This window comes from Stenotrophomonas sp. 278 (genome assembly GCF_003935715.1).
In the GTDB taxonomy this organism is placed as follows: Bacteria; Pseudomonadota; Gammaproteobacteria; order Xanthomonadales; family Xanthomonadaceae; genus Stenotrophomonas; species Stenotrophomonas maltophilia_AH.
The window spans coordinates 1-17015 of the sequence record NZ_RHPP01000037.1; the positions used below are offsets into that span (position 1 = coordinate 1).

The following is a 17015-nucleotide window of genomic DNA, read 5'->3' on the forward strand; positions in this document are numbered from 1 at the left end:
GCCACCCGGCGGCGGACCGGCGCGGCACCGGAGCGCGCCAGGGTCTGGGTCAGTTCCAGCGCATGCTCGAATGCCTGGCGCACCGAGTCGGCCGAGTACAGCAACACCCCGGGTAGCCCCAGCTGCTCGGCGTGGTCGATGGCCATGCCGGTACCCACGATCACTTCGATGCCGTTGGCGCGCAGGTCGGCGATGCAGTCACGTGCATCCTCGCGGGTGACAAAACGGCGGTGTTCGATATCCAGCCCGAAGCTGTGCTGGAAACTGCCAAAGGTGGGCACGTCGGTGGCATGGGTGACCAGCCCGATCCGTGAGGCGATACGCCGTGCGCGCGCCAGCGCTTCCATCAGATCGAAGCCATTGGCCTGGATCGGCACCAGCGGCACGTCCAGCCGGCTGCGCAGGTAGGCCGCGTTCGAGCCACCGGCAATCACCACATCGCAGTGCTCGCGCCGCAACCGCTGGCCGATCACGTCCACCGCTTCCTCAAAGCCGAGGTTGATCGGCACAATCCGGGCGCGGCGGTCGAACTCGGGAATCACGTCTCCCAGCAGGCCGGTGAGTCGGGACACACTGACGGTCCAGATCACCGGCAGGTAGCCCGGGTCAGGGTCAGGCAGCCGATGGCGAGGCAGGTGCAGCGACATGATGATCCGCGACGTTTCAGTGGTGCTCATGTTACACCGCGTTGCATGTTTCATGATGAAACGCGAGATGAAACGTTTGATGTCAATAAAATCAACGGCTTGGGTATTGGCATGCCCCTTGCGCCCACCCGTCAGTTACCCACGATGGACAGCCGAATGACCGCTTCTGTTTCCTCCGCCGGCGCGCGCTTCCGCGTCGCCCTGGCCGCCGAGTCCCCGCTGCAGGTGATCGGTGCGATCAATGCCAACCATGCGCTGCTGGCGCAGCGCGCCGGCTACCGCGCCCTCTATCTGTCCGGTGGCGGCGTCGCCGCCGGCTCGCTGGGACTGCCGGACCTGGGCATCAATACGCTGGAAGATGTCCTGATCGACGTGCGCCGGATCACCGACGTGTGCGACCTGCCGCTGATGGTCGACATCGACACCGGCTTCGGGCCCAGCGCGTTCAACATCGCCCGCACGGTCAAGTCGTTGATCAAGGCAGGGGCCGCCGCCTGTCACATCGAAGACCAGGTGGGGGCCAAGCGCTGCGGTCACCGGCCCGGCAAGGAAATCGTCTCGCAGGGCGAGATGGTCGACCGCGTCAAAGCCGCCGCCGATGCCAAAACCGATCCCGACTTCTTCCTGATCGCCCGTACCGACGCCATCCAGGTGGACGGGGTGGATGCGGCCATCGAACGCGCCATCGCCTGCGTCGAAGCCGGTGCAGACGGCATCTTCGCCGAGGCCGCCTACGATCTGGACACCTATCGCCGCTTCGTCGATGCGGTCAAGGTGCCGGTGCTGGCCAACATCACGGAGTTCGGCAAGACCCCGCTGTTCAGCCGCGACGAACTTGCGTCGGCCGGCGTGGCCATCCAGCTGTTCCCGTTGTCCGCCTTCCGTGCTGCCAACAAGGCGGCCGAGAATGTGTATGCGACCATCCGTCGCGATGGCCACCAGCGCAACGTGGTCGATACCATGCAGACGCGCGAGGAACTCTACGACCGTATCGGCTACCACGCGTTCGAGCAGCAACTCGACGCGCTGTTTGCCGCCAAGAAGTAACGCTGAACCATTGTTTTCTGGAGGGATCATGAGCGAAGCAACCACCGCCCCCGGCTTCAAGCCGAAGAAGTCCGTCGCCCTGTCCGGCACCGCCGCCGGCAATACCGCGCTGTGCACCGTCGGCCGCAGCGGCAACGACCTGCACTACCGTGGCTACGACATCCTGGACCTGGCCAACACCAGTGAGTTCGAGGAAATCGCCCATCTGCTGGTACACGGCAAGCTGCCGACCCGCGCCGAACTGACCGCCTACAAGGCCAAGTTGAAGTCGCTGCGCGGCATTCCCGCTGCAGTCAAGGCTGCGCTGGAAGAGCTGCCGCCGTCGGCGCACCCAATGGATGTCATGCGCACCGGTGTTTCCGTGCTGGGCTGCGTGTCGCCGGAAAAGGACGACCACAACCATCCGGGTGCACGCGACATCGCCGACAAGCTGATGGCCTGTCTGGGCTCGATGCTGCTGTACTGGTACCACTGGAGCCACAACGGCCGGGCCATCGACGTGGAAACCGACGATGACTCCATCGGCGGCCACTTCCTGCACCTGCTGCACGGCGAAAAGCCACAGGACTCGTGGGTGCGCGCCATGCACACCTCGCTGATCCTGTACGCCGAACATGAGTTCAACGCCTCCACCTTCACCTGTCGCGTCATTGCGGGTACCGGAAGCGACATGTACAGCTGCATTGCCGGCGGTATCGGCGCGCTGCGCGGTCCCAAGCACGGCGGTGCCAACGAAGTGGCCTTCGAGGTGCAGAAGCGCTACGACAGCCCGGACGATGCCGAGGCTGACATCAAGGCCCGCGTGGAACGCAAGGAAGTGGTGATCGGTTTCGGCCATCCGGTGTACACCGTCAGCGACCCGCGCAACAAGGTGATCAAGGACGTTGCCCGTGAGCTGTCGGCCGAGCAGGGCAATCTGAAGATGTACGACATCGCCGAGCGCCTGGAGTCGGTGATGTGGGACATCAAGAAAATGTTCCCGAACCTCGACTGGTTCAGCGCGGTCAGCTACCACATGATGGGTGTGCCTACCGCGATGTTCACCCCGCTGTTCGTCATCGCCCGCACCTCCGGCTGGAGCGCGCACGTCATCGAACAGCGCATCGACGGCAAGATCATCCGCCCCAGCGCCAACTACACCGGCCCGGAAGACCAGGTCTTCGTGCCGCTGTCCGAGCGTCAGTAACGCCATGGAAGGGGCGGCGATACGTCGCCCCTCGCATCGGCCCGCCAACGATCACCGGTAGCGCCGGCCGTTGGCCGGCCCACGCAATCCAAGCCCCGGCCCGCCAATTCGCAGCTATCGCCAGCCATGAATACTGATTTCCGCAAGACCCTTCCCGGCACGTCGCTGGACTATTTCGATGCCCGTGCCGCCGTCGACGCGATCGCGCCGGGAGCTTATGCCACGCTGCCCTATGTATCGCGCGTGCTGGCCGAAAACCTGGTGCGCCGCTGCGACCCGGCCACCCTCACTGCGTCACTTACCCAGCTGATCGAGCGCCGCCAGGACCTGGATTTCCCCTGGTTCCCCGCGCGCGTGGTCTGCCACGACATTCTGGGCCAGACCGCACTGGTCGACCTGGCCGGCCTGCGCGACGCCATCGCCGACGGCGGCGGCGACCCGGCCAAGGTCAATCCGGTGGTGCCGGTGCAGCTGATCGTCGACCATTCGCTGGCGGTTGAGTGCGGCGGCTACGACCCGCAGGCGTTCGAGAAGAACCGCGCGATCGAGGATCGTCGCAATGAAGACCGTTTCCACTTCATCGACTGGACCAAGCTCGCCTTCCAGAACGTGGACGTGATTCCGCCGGGCAACGGCATCATGCACCAGATCAATCTGGAGAAGATGTCGCCGGTGATCTACGTGAAGGACGGCGTGGCATTTCCCGACACCTGCGTCGGCACCGACAGCCATACCCCGCACGTGGATGCGCTGGGTGTGATAGCCATCGGCGTAGGCGGTCTTGAGGCCGAAAACGTGATGCTCGGCCGTGCGTCGTGGATGCGCCTTCCGGACATCGTCGGCGTGGAGCTGACCGGCAAGCCGCAGCCCGGCATCACCGCCACCGACGTGGTGCTGGCCCTCACCGAATTTTTGCGCGCCGAACGCGTGGTGGGGGCGTGGCTGGAGTTCTTCGGCGAAGGTGCCGCCGCGCTGACCATCGGCGACCGCGCCACCATTTCCAACATGTGCCCCGAATACGGCGCAACGGCGGCGATGTTCTACATCGACAGCCAGACCACCGACTACCTGCGCCTGACCGGGCGCGAGGAAGCCCAGGTGGCGCTGGTGGAGACCTACGCCCGCGCCACCGGCCTGTGGGCCGATGACCTGGTCACCGCGCAGTATCCGCGCGTGCTGCGTTTCGACCTCTCCAGCGTGGTCCGCAACATGGCCGGCCCGAGCAACCCGCACCGTCGCCTGCCCGTATCTGCCCTGGTTGAACGGGGTATCGCCGACGCCGCCAAGCTGGAAGCGGGCAGGGCCGAGCAGGCCCAGGGCCTGATGCCGGACGGCGCGGTGATCATCGCCGCCATTACCAGCTGCACCAACACCTCCAACCCGCGCAACGTGATCGCTGCCGGCCTGCTGGCACGCAAGGCCAACGAGCGCGGCCTGCTGCGCAAGCCGTGGGTGAAATCCTCGCTGGCACCAGGCTCCAAGGCCGTGCAGCTGTACCTGCAGGAAGCCGGATTGTTGCCGGACCTGGAAAAGCTGGGCTTTGGCATCGTCGCGTTTGCCTGCACCACCTGCAACGGCATGAGTGGCGCGCTGGATCCGTCGATCCAGCAGGAAATCATTGACCGCGACCTGTACGCCACCGCAGTACTTTCGGGCAACCGCAACTTCGACGGGCGCATCCACCCGTATGCCAAGCAGGCGTTCCTGGCCTCGCCGCCGCTGGTGATCGCCTATGCCATCGCCGGCACCGTGCGCTTCGACATTGAAAAGGATGTGCTGGGCCTGGATGCGCAGGGCAACGAGGTGCGCCTGAAGGACATCTGGCCGACCGATGCCGAGATCGACGCCGTCGTGAAGGCGGCGGTGAAGCCGGAGCAGTTCCGCAGCGTCTACAACCCGATGTTCAACATCCGCGTGGAACACGCCGCGCCCACCGTCAGCCCGCTGTACGACTGGCGTCCGCAGAGCACCTACATCCGCCGCCCGCCCTATTGGGAAGGTGCGCTGGCAGGCGAACGCACCCTGGCAGGCATGCGTGCGCTGGCCGTGCTGCCGGACAACATCACCACCGACCACCTGTCGCCGTCCAACGCGATTCTGGCCTCCAGTGCCGCCGGTGAGTACCTCGCAAAAATGGGCCTGCCCGAAGAGGACTTCAATTCCTACGCCACCCATCGCGGCGACCACCTCACCGCGCAGCGCGCCACCTTCGCCAACCCCAAGCTGTTCAACGAAATGGTCCGCAACGAGGACGGCAGCGTGAAGCAGGGCTCGCTGGCCCGGGTCGAGCCGGAAGGCAAGGTCATGCGCATGTGGGAGGCGATTGAAACCTACATGGAGCGCAAGCAGCCGCTGATCATCATTGCGGGTGCGGATTATGGGCAGGGCAGTTCGCGCGACTGGGCGGCCAAGGGCGTGCGCCTGGCCGGCGTCGAGGCCATCGTCGCGGAGGGCTTCGAGCGCATCCACCGCACCAACCTGATCGGCATGGGTGTGCTGCCGCTGGAGTTCAAGCCGGGCACCACCCGTCTGACCCTGGGCATCGACGGCACCGAGACCTTCGACGTGGTCGGTGCACGCACCCCGCGTGCAGACCTCAGCCTGGTCATCCACCGTCGCGATGGTCAGGACCTCGTTGTACCGGTCACCTGCCGTCTGGACAGCGACGAGGAAGTGGCCATTTACGAAGCCGGCGGCGTCCTCCAGCGCTTCGCCCAGGACTTCCTGGAATCCACCCAGGCCGCCTGACCCAACCCCCGTAGAGCCACGCCCTGCGTGGCTTTCCCGGACAAGGCCAACGCTCGCCCCCCAATCATGAACCCCGAAACCTTGCACCCAGCCCCTTGACGGCGCACCATCAATGGCAATTATTGCCATTCCGAGGTTCCCCCATGGCCACCATGAACATCTCCCTCAGCGACCCGCTCAAGCAGTTCGTCGACGAAGAAGTCAGCGAAGGTGGCTATTCGAGCACCTCCGACTACGTGCGCGACCTGATCCGGCAGCGCCAGCGGCGCAAGGCCGAAGACCTGCTGAGGCAACTCATCGCCGAAGGTCTGGCCTCTGGGCCGGCCAAGCCGTTGGAGCCAGATCACTTTGATCGCATGCGGGAACGTGCTCGGCAGCGGGCGAAGGAATGAAGCATGCGCGCTGGCATGACCGGGCTCTGCAGGATGCCGATGAGGCAGCCGAGTGGTATGCAGGGCAAGGAGGAGAGTCGCTGGAATTGGCCTTAATTGACGCATTGCAAGCAGCCGTAAGCCTCCTGGAGGTGACGCCCGGTGCAGGCTCGCCCCGGCATGACGGTCTTATGGAAGGTCTCGCCGCGCCGCTCCGGTTCATGCCCATCCGCCGGTTCGACGACTATCTCATCTATTACATCGAGCTTCCCACGCATCTGCAGGTGCTGCGCGTCTGGAACGCGCGCCGTGGCCTGTATGCCTTACTGGAGTCGTAATGAGCTATCTACCCCAACTCCGCATTCCCGCCACCTACATGCGCGGCGGCACCAGCAAAGGCGTGTTCTTCCGCCTGCAGGACCTGCCCGTTGCCGCCCAGGTGCCGGGCCCTGCGCGTGATGCGCTGCTGATGCGCGTGATCGGCTCGCCCGACCCCTACAGCAAGCACACCGACGGCATGGGCGGCGCGACGTCCAGCACCAGCAAGTGCGTGATCATCTCCGGCGCATCGGTACCCGATCACGATGTCGACTATCTGTACGGCCAGGTCTCCATCGACACCGCCTTCGTGGACTGGAGCGGCAACTGCGGCAATCTCAGCACTGCCGTGGGGCCATTCGCGATCAGCAACGGCTTCATTGACCCGGCGCGGATTCCGCACAACGGCACCTGCACCGTGCGCATCTGGCAGGCCAACATCGGCAAGACCATCCTTGCGCATGTGCCGATTGTCGATGGCCAGGTGCAGGAAGACGGTGACTTCGAGCTGGATGGGGTGACCTTCCCGGCCGCCGAGATAGCGCTGGAGTTCATCGACCCGTCCGACGACGCCGATGGCGGCACCATGTTCCCCACCGGCAACCTGACCGACACGCTGGACGTGCCTGGGGTGGGCAGCTTCACGGTGACCATGATCACCGCCGGCATTCCCACCATCTTCCTCAACGCCGCCGACCTGGGCTACACCGGCACCGAGCTGCAGCCGGCCATCAATGAGGACAAGGGCGCGCTGGCCCGCTTCGAGGCGATCCGCGCGCACGGCGCGGTGCGCATGGGTCTGATCGAACATATTGATCAGGCGGCCACCCGCCAGCACACACCCAAGGTCGCCTTCGTCGCCCCGGCGCAGGACTACGTGTCCTCCAGCGGCAAGCAGATCAAGGCGGGCGACATCGATCTGCACGCGCGTGCGCTTTCGATGGGCAAGCTGCACCACGCCATGATGGGCACCGCAGCGGTGGCCATCGGGACCGCCGCTGCCATCCCGGGCACCCTGGTCAATCTGGCCGCCGGTGGCGGCACCCGTGACGCGGTGACCTTTGGGCATCCCTCCGGCACCCTGCGGGTTGGGGCGCAGGCGGCCCAGGTGGAGGGCGAGTGGGTGGTCACCAAGGCGCTGATGAGCCGCAGCGCCCGCGTGCTGATGGAAGGCGCGGTGCGGGTGCCGGCGGGGGCCTTGTAACGCGCACAGGATCATGGCTTTGACACGCATGGCGTGTCACTACGATCCTTGGTCGCCCGGGTTGGGGGGCGCCCGGGTTTGGTTGGCCAGGCGACCCGTAGGGACGCGCCATGCGCGTCCTTGGGTGCTCCGGATCACCACCGTATACTGGTGGCATCGTTCAGGGAGTGACGTCATGGTCGGGCAGGGCAAGTGGAAAGGAATCATCGCGCTGGCGCTCGCCGCCGGCCTGGCGTTCGGCATCAGCGGCTGCAAACGCAACGAAAGTGGCCAGCTGCCCGAGGCCTCCGGCAAGCCGATCGCGGCCAAAGCCGAGGCGGTCACTGAGTTCACCCTGCTGCGTGCCTACCCTGACCAGAAGGGCGATGGACTGTCGCTGGCGCTGGAATTCTCGCGCCCGCTGGTCGGTACCCAGGACTTCGACAAGCTCGTCCGCTTCGAAGAGAAGGTCGGCACGGAGGACAGCAGCTGGACGCTCTCCGACGACGGCACCACGCTGCGCTACCCGTTCGTGGAAGCGGCCAAGGACTACACCCTGGTCGTGTCGCCCGATCTGCTGGCCGCCGATGGCAGCCGCATCGGCAAGGAACTGAAGCAGAAGGTGTTCACCGGCGAACTCAAGCCGGCGGCCGGCTTCGCCTCCCAGGGCAGCGTGCTGCCGGCACGCGACAGCCGCGGCTTGCCGGTGGTCTCGGTCAATGTGCCCGAGGTGGACGTGGAGTTCCTCCGCGTACGCGAAAAGCAGCTGCCCCAGTTCTTCAGCCAGTACCAGCGCGGTGGCCGTCGTGGCAGCTGGGAGCTGGACAGCGAGTACGGGGACAAGACCCCGATGTCGCAGCTGGCCGAGCCGGTCTATGTGAACCGCTTCGTGATCGGCGGCAAGCAGAACGAGCGCGTGCTCACCTACCTGCCCACCCAGGACATCAAGGAACTGCAGGAGCCGGGCCTGTACTTCGCGGTGATGAAGCGCACCGGTTCGTTCGACAGCGAGTTTGACACCGCCTTCTTCACCGTCAGCGACATCGGCCTGCACACGCGCGCTTACAAAGACACCCTGTTCGTCCATACCGCTTCATTGCAGAGCGGCGCGTCACTGAAGAAGATCGATCTGCGCATTCTCGATGCCAAGGGCGAGGTGGTGCTCAGGGGCAGCACCGACGGCAACGGCAACGCACTGCTCAGGTACACCCTGGATGCCGGCCACGTGCTGATCGCCAGCAGCGGCGCGGACACGACCTTCCTGCCGTTCAACCAGCCGGCGCTCGACCTGAGTGAGTTCGCCGTGGCGGGCCGTGACAATGCCTGGTTCGACGTGTTCGCCTGGTCGGGGCGTGATCTTTACCGTCCCGGGGAAACGGTGCGCGTATCCGCGCTTCTGCGCGACAACGACGGCAAGCCGGTCAAGCCCCAGCCGGTCTATCTGCGGCTGAAGCAGCCGGACGGCAAGACCTTCCGTGAAACCCGCCTGCAACCCGGCGAGCAGGGTTACCTGAGCTTCGAGCAGACCATCCCGGTCGATGCCCCCACCGGCCGTTGGCAGGTGGAGTTCCGCAGCAATCCGGCCAGCAAGGAAGCCATCCAGGGCATGACCCTGCGCATCGAGGAGTTCCTGCCCGAGCGCATGAAGCTGGACCTGGACAGTCCGCAGAAGACCCTCAAGCCCGGCGAACCGCTCAAGCTGCAGGCCGACGCGGCCTATCTGTACGGTGCGCCGGCCGACGGCAACCGCTTCACCGCGCGTCTGGCGGTGGCCGCCGAGATGTCCCCGGTCGAATCGCTGCCGGGTTACTTCTTCGGCGACCCCACGCTTGAACTGCCGCGCGACGCGCGCGACGTGATCGACACCGAATTCCCGGCCGACGGCAAGCTGCGCCAGGACGTAGCGCTGCCCGGCGAGGTCAAGGCCACCGCACCGGTCGCACTCGTGGTGTCCGGCAGCGTTTACGAGACCGGTGGCCGCACCGTCAGCCGCACCTTGAAGCGGGTCATGTGGCCGGCCCCGGTGCTGGTCGGCGTGCGCCCGCTTTTCGATCCCGATGACGGGGCCGACGCCAACAGCAACGCCCGCTTTGAGATCATGCGCGTGGATGCGGCGGGCAAGGCCCACCCGGCCAAGGGCCTGAAAGTGACCCTGGTGCGCGAGCTGCGCGATTACCACTGGACCTTCAACGAAAACCGCTGGGACTACGACTTCACCCGCCGCTTCGAGAACAAGGAAACCCGCACCCTCGATGCAGGTACGGCGGCCGTCGGCATCGACTTCCCGGTGGAGTGGGGCGAGTACCGCCTGGAGGTGTTAGACCCCGGCACCGGACTGACCAGCCGGTATCCCTTCCATGCGGGCTGGAGCTGGAACGATGACAATCGCGGTCTGGATGCCCGCCCTGACAAGGTCAAGCTGAGCCTGGACAAGACCGGCTACAAGGCCGGCGATACCGTGCGCGTCACCGTCACCCCGCCGCATGCCGGCAAGGGCGTGATCATGGTCGAGAGCGACAAGATGCTCTACGTGCAGGAGATCGACGCCAAGCCGGGCAGCACATTCGACCTGCCGGTCACCGCCGAGTGGGAACGCCACGACGTCTACATCACCGCGCTGGTGTTCCGCGGCGGCAGTGCGCCCAGCAAGATCACCCCGGCGCGTGCCGTGGGCGTGGTGCACGTGCCGATGGACCGCAAGGCGCGCAGCGTGGCCGTGGGCCTGTCGGCACCGAAGCAGATGCGCCCCGAGCAGACCCTGCCGGTGACGGTGAGCGCGCCGCAGCTGGCCGGCAAGGTGGCGCATGTCACCGTATCGGCGGTGGATGTGGGCATCCTCAACATCACCCGCTTCCCGGTGCCGGATCCGGCGGCGCACTTCTTCGCGCAGCGCCGGCTGGGCGTGGATGCCTATGACATCTACAGCCGCGTGATTGAAAGTTTCGACGGCAGCAGTGGCAAGCTCAAGTTCGGTGGCGACATGGCCCTGGCCGCGCTGCCACAGGCCAAACGTCCCACCGCCCGCGTGCAGACCGTGGACCTGTTTGCCGGTCCGGTGAAGCTCGACGCCAAGGGCAATGCCCGGGTCAATCTCAAGGTGCCCGATTTCAACGGCACCCTGCGTGTTTCCGCAGTGGTGTATTCGGACGACCAGTACGGCAAGCGGGACATGGAAACGGTGGTGCGTGCGCCGATCCTGGCCGAAGCCAGCATGCCGCGCGTGCTGGCCCCGGGCGACCGCAGCACGGTCACACTGGACGTGCAGAATTTCACCGGCAAGCCGGGTGAGTTCAAAGTGCAGGTTGAAGGTGTCGGCCCGATCACGCTGGGCGAGGGCAACCGCACGCTGAAGTTGAACGCCGACGCCAAGCAGACCCTGAGTTTCCCGCTGGGTGCGCGCGAAGGCTACACCGTCGCCCAGGTGCGCGTACGGGTGGACGGCAACGGCTTCAAGGTGGACCGCCGCTACGACCTGCCGGTGCGCGCCGCCTGGCCGCAGGTACTGCGCGCGCAGACCCGTACGCTCGACCCGCTGGCGGCGGTCAGCATGGACGCCGCGCTGGCCGACGGCCTGATGCAGGATTCGGTGAGTGCCCGCATGCTGGTCAGTGCCTTGCCGCCGATTCCATTCGCCAGTGCGCTGGAAGGAGCCTTGCGCTATCCGTACGGCTGTGCCGAGCAGACCACCAGCAAGGGCTACGCCGCACTGATGCTGGATGAAGCCACCGCCACCCTGCTCGGGGCCGGTGGTCTGGATGCCAGGCAGCGCCGCGAACGCATGGAGGGCGCGTTCGGCCGGTTGGCCTCGATGCAGGTCGCCAATGGCAACTTCTCGATGTGGGGCGACGACGGTTACGTCAATCCAGCGCTCACCCCTTACATCGCCGAGTTCCTGCTCGACGCCAAGGACGCCGGCTTCGCCGTGCCCGATGCGGTGCTGCAGAAGGCACTGAACCGCCTCAGCGAGGACCTGCTGGCCGGTGGTAACCAGTTCTACGGCGAAGACCGTCGCGAGAACCTCAAATTCGCCAACCAGGCGTATTCGGGCTACGTGCTGGCTCGGGTCAACCGCGCCCCGCTGGGTACCCTGCGGGCGCTGTACGACAACGAACGCAGCAAGGCGATTACCGGTCTGTCGCTGGTGCATCTGGGCATCGCCTTGTCGCTGCAGGGCGACCATAAACGCGGCGACGCCGCCATCGCCGCCGGCTTTGCCAAGCCCAGCAGTGAGCGCCCGCAGTACTTCGGTGACTACGGCAGCGCGGTGCGCGACGACGCCCTGATGATCGCGCTGCTGCATGAGCGCAAGCTGGCCAAGCCGGCCTACGATGCCCGTGCGGTGGACCTGGGCCGTGCCCTGGATGCGCGCCGCAACAACGGCTGGATGTGGCTCAGCACCCAGGAGCAGGTGGCACTGGCACGGCTGGGCAAGGCGCTGGCCGCCAACCAGAAGAAGCAGGTCTCGGGCGAGCTGGCCATTGGCGGAGAGGTGGAAGCGATCGCCGCGCGCCGTCTGTTTGGTCGCGGGTTCGACTACGCCGCGCTGGCCAAGGGCGTGCGCTTCACCCCGCAGGGCGAGCCGCCGATGTTCGCCAGCCTGGAGGTGGCCGGCATTCCGCGCACCGCGCCGGAGCCGGACAGCCGCCACCTGGGCGTGGAGCGCAGCTGGTACACCACCGACGGCAAGCCGTGGAGCCCGCGTCCGCTGAAGGAAGGCGAAACCCTGATCGTGCGGGTCAACATCACTCCCAACCTGGACATGCCCGACGCGCTGCTGACCGACCTGCTGCCGGCCGGCCTGGAAATCGAGAATCTCAATCTGGGCGATGCCAAGCAATGGGCGGACGTGGTGGTGGACGGGCTGCGCATCAACGAACGCGGTGAAGCGGCCACCCTGCGCCACGAGGAGTTCCGCGACGACCGCTACGTGGCAGCGCTGAAGCTGTCGCGTGGCAGCACGGCCAAGGTGTTCTACCTGGTGCGCGCGGTCACCCCGGGCACCTACACCGTGCCGCCGCCGCTGGTGGAGGACATGTACCGTCCCGACCTGCGCGGAGTGGGCCGCAGCAATCCGACCACGATCACCGTGGTGGAGCCCTGATTGAGCCGGAACCGCTGGCTGTGGCGGGGCCTGCGCTGGGGCACCGCCACCTTGCTGGCGGTGCTGCTGGTGCTGGACCTGGCGTTCCCGCCGCCGCTGCCGAAGCAGCGCGATACCAGCACCCTGGTGGTGGCGCGCGACGGGACCCCGTTGCGCGCCTTTGCCGACGCCGATGGCGTGTGGCGCTATCCGGCCTCCATCCAAAGCGTCTCGCCGCTCTACCTGCAGGCGCTGCTGAACTACGAAGACCGTTGGTTCCGGCGGCATCCGGGGGTCAACCCCTGGGCACTGCTGCGCGCCGGCAAGCAGTGGCTGGGCAGTGGCCGCATCGTATCCGGTGGCTCCACGCTGACCATGCAGGTCGCGCGCATTCTCGACCCGCACACACGCACGCCGTGGGGCAAGGTCAAGCAGCTGCTGCGCGCGGTGCAGCTGGAGCTTCACCTGAGCAAGGCACAGATCCTGGCGCTGTACCTGGAGCGTGCGCCCTATGGGGGCACCATCGAGGGCGTGGAGGCGGCCAGCTGGGCCTACCTCGGTAAGCCCGCCGCGCAGCTGTCGCATGCTGAGGCAGCCTTGCTGGCGGTGCTGCCGCAATCGCCCAGCCGACTGCGCCCGGACCGTCACCCGGAAGCGGCGCAGCGGGCGCGCGACAAGGTGCTTGAACGCATGGTCGCGCTCGGCGTGTGGTCGCGCGAAGATGTCGACGATGCGCGCATGGAGGGCGTGGTCACCCGTGCGCTGCAGCCGCCGTTGCATGCCGCGCTGCTCGCCCAGCGCCTGCGTGCGGGCGAGCCGCGTGCCGCGCGCATTGAAAGCACACTCGATATCGGCCTGCAGCGTACGCTGGAAGAACGGGTCAGTTCCTATTTTTCACAGCTGCCCGGCCGCACCTCGGCTGCGCTGCTGGTCGTCGACAACCGCACCCTGGAAGCGCGTGCCTATGTCGGCTCGGTGGCCTTCGGTGACAAGCAGCGACTTGGTCACGTCGACATGGTGCAGGCGTGGCGTTCGCCCGGCTCCACGCTCAAGCCTTTCCTCTACGGGATAGCCCTGGACGATGGCCTGATCCATTCCGAAAGCCTGATGGTGGACGCACCGCAGAGCTTTGGCGGCTACCGTCCCGGTAACTTCGACGCCGCGTTCAACGGCCCGGTCAGCGCCGCCACCGCGCTGCGGTTGTCGCTGAACGTGCCGGCGGTGGATCTGCTCGATCGGGTCGGGTCTGCGCGCTTTGCCGCGCGGCTCTCGCACGCCGGCATCAATCTGCGCTTCCCACACGGCAGTGCGCCCAATCTGTCCCTCATTCTCGGTGGCACCGGTGCCCGCCTGGAGGACCTGGTCGGTAGTTTCGCCGCCTTCAACCGCAACGGCATTGCCGGTCGCGTGCGTTATCGCCCGGACGATGCGGTGATCGAGCGGCGGCTGATGTCGCCGGGTGCGGCCTGGATCATCCGCGAGGTACTCGAGTCCAATCCGCGGCCCGGCTACGGCAGCGGCACCTTCGATGTCACCGGGCGCCCGCGCGTGGCCTGGAAAACCGGCACCAGCTTCGGTTACCGCGATGCCTGGGCGATCGGCAGCACCCGCCACTACACCGTGGGCGTGTGGGTGGGGCGGCCGGATGGCACGCCGCTTCCCGGTCAGTACGGCGCGGTGACCGCGCTGCCGCTGATGTTCGAAGTGGTGGACAGCCTGCCGCGCCAGCCCGGCGATGCCAGCGCCGCGCCGCTGCCCGGCAGCGTCAGCAGCGAGACCATCTGCTGGCCCACCGGCGAGCGCGAACAGGATGTATCGCCCGCGCTCTGCCAACGACGCCTGGACGCCTATGTGCTGGACGGCGCGGTGCCACCTACCTTCGCCGAACGCGATGCGCGGTTGTGGCAGGCCGGTCGCCAGCGTTTCCAGGTGGATGCGCGCAGCGGCCTGCGCCTGTCGCCGGAGTGCACGCTGCCGCACGAGGCGGAAAGCCGCGAGATCGCGCGTTGGCCGGGGCGGGTGTCGCCGTGGCTTCCGCTGGCCCTGCGCCGGGCTTCGCAGCTGCCGGCGCTGTCGCCGGATTGTCGCGACGAGGAGGCGGCGGGCGCGGGCACCCTGCACATTGAGGGCCTCAATGACCGCGCCACGCTGGCGCGCGCGCCGAATGCCGAACACGGCGTGCGTCTGCAACTGCGCGCGCTCGGTACCGAACAGCCGGTGGACTGGCTGCTGGACGACCGCTGGATCGCACGCACGGAAGGCGCGCGATTGCTGCAGCGGGATTTCGACGAAGCCGGCGAGCACACGCTTACTGCCTTGGCTGCTGATGGCGCGTGGACCCAGGTACGGTTCCGGATTCTACGGTAGGTACCGACCGTTGGTCGGTACGGACATGTCACCGCGCGATCATGCTGGCAGGTGCGCCAACACATGCTCCGCCGACGATACCTCGAACTTGCCGGGCTCCTCGATCCATGCGTCCCGCACCACGCCGTTGTCCACATACAGCGCAAAGCGCCGCGAGCGTACGCCCATCCCCGAAGCGCTGGCATCCATCTCCAGCCCCAGTGCCCGGGTGAAGTCGCCATTGCCGTCAGACAGCAACTGCAGTCCGTCGGGCACGTGCTGGCTTTCGCCCCATGCCTTCATCACGAACGGGTCATTCACCGCCATGCAGAACACGTCGATGCCGCGCGCGCGGAACTGTTCGAACTGCTCGACAAAGCCGGGCAGATGACGGGCCGAACAGGTTGGGGTGAAGGCACCGGGTACGCCGAACAATACCGCCTTGCGTCCGTCGAACAACGCGCGGGTGTCCAGGGTTTCCATGCCCTCACGGATGCGCTTGAGGGTCACTTCAGGGATCGGCTCGCCAACGTGGATGGTCATGGGGGTCTCCAGTAACACGGTCAGGGCAGGTCACATCGCCAGCCTAGCCCATGCATATCCCCGCCGCATGGCGCTGGGTCAAGTTTCGATCACGGCGCGCACGCCTGCACCCGCTAGAATTGCCTGAACAGCCCCCGCCGGCGCGGGCGGCCGACCCTATTCGAGGTGTTTTTCAATGGAATTCAAGGACTACTACGCCACGCTCGGGGTGGAACCCAGCGCAGGCGATGCCGAAATCAAGACCGCCTACCGCCGGCTGGCGCGCAAATACCATCCCGATGTCAGCAAAGAGGCCGGTGCGGAAGAGAAGTTCAAGGCCGTCAACGAGGCCTACGAGGCTCTGCGTGACCCCCAGAAGCGCGCCGCCTACGACCAGCTCAAGGCCCAGGGCTACCGTCCCGGTGAAGAGTTCCACACGCCGCCGGGCTATGGCGGCGGGCAAGGCTTCGACTTCGAGGAGGTGTTTGGTGGCGGTGCCGGTGGCGGCGGCTTCAGCGACTTCTTCGAAAGCCTGTTCGCGCGCCAGCGCGGCGGTGGCGGCCGTGCCAGTGGCTTTGGCGGTGCCGGCGCTGGCCCGCAGCCGACCCGCGACACCCGCGCCAAACTCTCGGTGCCACTGGAAGCCGCTTACAACGGTGACAGCCTGCGCATCACCGTCAACGGCAAGCAGCTGGACGTGCGCGTGCCCAAGGGCATCCGTCCCGGTCAGGTGATCCGCCTGGGCGGGCAGGGCACCAATGGCGGCAACCTGCTGCTGGAAGTGGAATATGCCGCGCACCCGCAGTTCGAGGTCGACGGCCGCAACATTCTTTACACGCTGGATGTCACGCCGTGGCAGGCCGCGCTGGGCACCAGCATCAGCGTGCCGACCCTCGGTGGCGCGGTGGAACTGAAGGTGCCGGCCGGCTCCGACGCCGGCCGCAAGCTTCGCCTGCGCGGACGCGGTCTACCGGGCAATCCGGATGGCGATCAGATCGTGGAAATCGAGATCGTCGCCCCGGTGCCCACCGATGACGCGCAGAAGAAGGCCTACCGGAACCTGGCCAAGGCCTTCGGCGAAACCGTCTGAGGTTTGTGTACCGACCAACGGTCGGTACCTACCGTCGTGTTGGCAACCCCGGTAGGTGCCGACCGTTGGTCGGCACGCGGTCAACCCGCTGGCGATTCCTTGCTGTTGAACACGCGCTCCAGCACCTCGGACAGCTCGCTTTCCGAGAACGGCTTGGTGATGTAGGCCTTCGCGCCCTGGCGCATGCCCCACATGCGGTCGGTGTCCTGGTCCTTGGTGGTGACCAGGATCACCGGAATGTGCTTGGTGGTCGCTTCACGCGCCAGCGTGCGGGTGGCCTGGAAGCCATTGAGGTTGGGCATCACCACATCCATCAGCACCAGGTCGGGCAGCTCGGCCTTGGCCACTTCCACGCCGGCCGCGCCGTCGTCGGCGGTCAGGATTTCATGCCCCAGCTTTTCGACGATGCGCCGGATGCCCAGCTGCTGCGACGGTGAATCGTCGACGATCAGAATGCGTGCCATGTTGTTCCCCAGG

General features: G+C 66.5%; 12 protein-coding genes. 9 read left to right on the plus strand and 3 right to left on the minus strand.

Features of this window, described 5'->3' with window-relative positions; translation table 11 throughout:
• On the minus strand, window positions 1–641 hold a 641-nt coding region (locus tag EGJ34_RS08390; protein ID WP_185750113.1), incomplete at its 3' end, for a PrpR N-terminal domain-containing protein.
• 162 nt (window positions 642–803) lie between these two features.
• Between EGJ34_RS08390 and prpB the strand changes: the two genes are divergently transcribed.
• The 8 genes from prpB (at window position 804) to pbpC (ending at window position 14947) form a co-directional block, all read left to right on the plus strand.
• Entirely contained in the window at window positions 804–1694 is an 891-nt protein-coding gene (gene prpB / locus EGJ34_RS08395) for a methylisocitrate lyase (protein ID WP_125360044.1), read from the plus strand.
• A gap of 28 nt (window positions 1695–1722) precedes the next feature.
• Window positions 1723–2880: a 2-methylcitrate synthase gene (gene prpC / locus EGJ34_RS08400; RefSeq protein ID WP_125360045.1), complete on the plus strand. Its 1158-nt coding sequence runs from the start codon at window positions 1723–1725 to the stop codon at window positions 2878–2880.
• A gap of 126 nt (window positions 2881–3006) precedes the next feature.
• Window positions 3007–5628 carry a Fe/S-dependent 2-methylisocitrate dehydratase AcnD gene (gene acnD, locus EGJ34_RS08405; protein WP_125360046.1) on the plus strand — a complete coding sequence of 874 codons (2622 nt, stop codon included), beginning with the start codon at window positions 3007–3009 and terminating at the stop codon, window positions 5626–5628.
• 143 nt (window positions 5629–5771) lie between these two features.
• Entirely contained in the window at window positions 5772–6020 is a 249-nt protein-coding gene (locus EGJ34_RS08410) for a type II toxin-antitoxin system ParD family antitoxin (RefSeq protein WP_125360047.1), read from the plus strand.
• Window positions 6017–6337, plus strand: a complete 321-nt coding sequence (locus EGJ34_RS08415; protein ID WP_125360048.1) for a type II toxin-antitoxin system RelE/ParE family toxin — start codon at window positions 6017–6019, stop codon at window positions 6335–6337. The genes EGJ34_RS08410 and EGJ34_RS08415 overlap by 4 nt, the downstream gene beginning before the upstream one ends.
• Window positions 6337–7521 carry a 2-methylaconitate cis-trans isomerase PrpF gene (gene prpF, locus EGJ34_RS08420; RefSeq protein ID WP_125360049.1) on the plus strand — a complete coding sequence of 395 codons (1185 nt, stop codon included), beginning with the start codon at window positions 6337–6339 and terminating at the stop codon, window positions 7519–7521. Before EGJ34_RS08415 ends, prpF begins: the two co-directional genes overlap by 1 nt.
• A 175-nt stretch (window positions 7522–7696) precedes the next feature.
• A complete protein-coding gene (locus tag EGJ34_RS08425) occupies window positions 7697–12601 on the plus strand; it encodes an alpha-2-macroglobulin (protein WP_125360050.1) in 4905 nt (1634 codons plus the stop codon).
• A complete protein-coding gene (pbpC, locus tag EGJ34_RS08430; protein ID WP_125360051.1) occupies window positions 12602–14947 on the plus strand; it encodes a penicillin-binding protein 1C in 2346 nt (781 codons plus the stop codon).
• A 39-nt stretch (window positions 14948–14986) separates the two neighbouring features.
• Here the strand turns inward: pbpC and EGJ34_RS08435 are convergent, their stop codons facing one another.
• Window positions 14987–15469, minus strand: a complete 483-nt coding sequence (locus tag EGJ34_RS08435) for a peroxiredoxin (RefSeq protein WP_125360052.1) — start codon at window positions 15467–15469, stop codon at window positions 14987–14989.
• Window positions 15470–15644: 175 nt separating this feature from the next.
• On the opposite strand from EGJ34_RS08435, the gene EGJ34_RS08440 reads away from it, so the two are divergent.
• The gene (locus tag EGJ34_RS08440; RefSeq protein ID WP_125360053.1) at window positions 15645–16538 is read left to right on the plus strand and encodes a DnaJ C-terminal domain-containing protein; all 894 of its coding nucleotides are present in this window, start codon (window positions 15645–15647) and stop codon (window positions 16536–16538) included.
• 80 nt (window positions 16539–16618) lie between these two features.
• On the opposite strand, the gene pilH is transcribed toward EGJ34_RS08440, so the two are convergent.
• Window positions 16619–17002: a twitching motility response regulator PilH gene (gene pilH / locus EGJ34_RS08445; RefSeq protein WP_125360054.1), complete on the minus strand. Its 384-nt coding sequence runs from the start codon at window positions 17000–17002 to the stop codon at window positions 16619–16621.
• Window positions 17003–17015: the final 13 nt, after the last annotated feature.